The organism is Spirillospora sp. NPDC049652, assembly GCF_040675125.1.
Lineage (GTDB): Bacteria > Actinomycetota > Actinomycetes > Streptosporangiales > Streptosporangiaceae > Spirillospora.
Genome location: NZ_JBFAOF010001455.1, coordinates 1 through 1302, shown reverse-complemented (window position 1 = coordinate 1302; position 1302 = coordinate 1). Strand labels below are relative to the sequence as shown.

Below are 1302 nucleotides of genomic sequence, written 5' to 3'. Positions count from 1 at the left end.
ATGACCGCGCGCGTGCACGACCTGCCCGAGGCGGGCGAGCCGTGCGTGGCGGTCGGCGTCGCGCGCAGCCGCCAGGGCCGCAAGATGTTCGCGGGCAGCGCGGTCTACGGCGCGGACGGCCGGCTGATCGGGCGGGCCGAGCAGATCTGGATCGAGGTCGACCCGGAGCGCTTCCGCGGATAGACATTTTGCCGGAATTATGGGTAATTGCCGCTATTGGCACCATGATCCGGAGCCGGGCCCCATGCCGGCCAGACGGATCAGCGCCGAAAATGTGTCGCGCGGCACGGTGCGGGGCAGGGACAATCGCGTTGAATTCTGAGCATCTGCGGCCAGTGGAGGTCGGGCCAGATGACCGGAAACGCAGTCCTCGTCCTCGCCGTGGCGGGCCTCGCGGTCTACATGGGGATGACCTGGGAGCGCGCGCGTCGTGCGATGTTCGATGTCAAGCAGAGCCGGCGGCGGGTGACCAACCTGCGCGCCACCGCCAGCAGGGAGCGCGGCCACGCCGTCTGGATCCTGGCCTGCTCCGTGCTGGTGCTCGTCGTGATCGTCCGTTATCTGTGACCGGAGACCGAACGGTGCCGGGTGCGTCGCACCCGGCACCGTTCTCGTGCTTCCAGCGATCCGGCCGCCCACGCCGGCGGGCGGCGGGACGCGTCACGGCTTGGTGAAGAGAGGGTCCTCGCGGTCGTCGGGGCCGCGGCGGTGGCCGTTCATCCCGCCGTTGCCGTTCCCACCGCCGTTGGCGTTGCCAGGGCCGTTGCCGTTCACGCCGGACGGCGCGGGCGCCTGGCCGTGGGGCCCGCCGTGCGACCCCGCCCCGACGAAGGGCGTGCCGCCCGTGATCGAGGACGGTATGCCGACCGGCCCCGGCACCGCCGGAGGAGTGGGCGCCGCGAGCGGCATCCCCGGCGCTCCGTCCACCGACGGGTAGCCGCCGGTGCGCTCGCCGGGCGTGTAGCCGCCGGATTCGCCGTTCCGGTAGCCGTTCGCGGGATCGGCGGTCGGATAGCCGTTGGTGCCGTCGGTGGCCGGGTAGCCGCCGGTGGGGTCGGCGGCCGTGTAGGGCGTGCCGTGGCCCGGCGCGGACGGCGGAACCGGCATGACGCTGTGCGGCGGGTGGACCGGTGACGCGCCGTCGGACAGGTTCGGCATGTCCGGCGCTCCGGGAGCGCCGGTCGTGCTGGGCGAACCGCTGCCGGGCATCCGGCCCGCGGGCAGGTTCGACGACAGCGTGTTGTGCGTGAACTGGTCGATCTGGCGGCGCGCCCGGTCGGCCTCGGCGCGGGCGGCGTCGCG

General features: G+C 73.3%; 1 protein-coding gene and 2 pseudogenes. 2 read left to right on the top strand and 1 reads right to left on the bottom strand.

Annotated features, from left to right (window positions below):
• Positions 1-183, top strand: a pseudogene (locus AB0J52_RS41065) (hypothetical protein); the annotation flags it as partial.
• 168 nt (positions 184-351) lie between these two features.
• The gene (locus tag AB0J52_RS41060; RefSeq protein WP_500188663.1) at positions 352-567 is read left to right on the top strand and encodes a hypothetical protein; all 216 of its coding nucleotides are present in this window, start codon (positions 352-354) and stop codon (positions 565-567) included.
• A 93-nt stretch (positions 568-660) separates the two neighbouring features.
• Here AB0J52_RS41060 and AB0J52_RS41055 read toward each other — a convergent pair.
• Positions 661-1302 (bottom strand): annotated as a pseudogene (locus AB0J52_RS41055) (hypothetical protein); the annotation flags it as partial.

Coding starts and splice junctions, on each gene's coding strand:
- AB0J52_RS41060 (WP_500188663.1), top strand. CDS start 352: ATGACCGGAAACGCAGTCCTCGTCCTCGCCGTGGCGGGCCTCGCGGTC.